1 protein-coding gene is annotated in these 353 nt (G+C 64.0%); it reads left to right on the plus strand.

The window, feature by feature from the left end; all coding sequences use genetic code 11:
- On the plus strand, positions 1–353 hold a 353-nt coding region (locus tag AC5ZG1_RS44845), incomplete at both ends, for an MFS transporter (RefSeq protein ID WP_496136631.1).

The raw sequence follows: 353 nt of genomic DNA on the forward strand, positions 1-353 counted from the left end.
CGGGTTCCATGGGCCGCGATGGCGGGCATTATCGCGACAGTGACGGTGTTTGCCGTGGCGCAGGGGCTGACCTATCCGCTACTGAGCTTCATCCTGGAGCGGCAGGGACTGACATCAGGCCTGATCGGCCTGTCGGCGGCGATGACGCCACTGGGTTTCATCATATCGGCGCCCCTCATTCCGGCGCTTTCGCGACGCGCCGGCGGGGCGCGGCTTGCCATCCTCTGTTCGATCCTTGCCGCCCTGACCCTGGTTGTGATCGCCTGGATTCAGCAGGTCTGGGCCTGGATGCCTCTGCGCTTCCTGCTCGGCTTCTTTGCCAATCCGCTCTACGTGATCAGCGAAACCTGGCT

The organism is Bradyrhizobium sp. Leo78 (assembly GCF_059512425.1).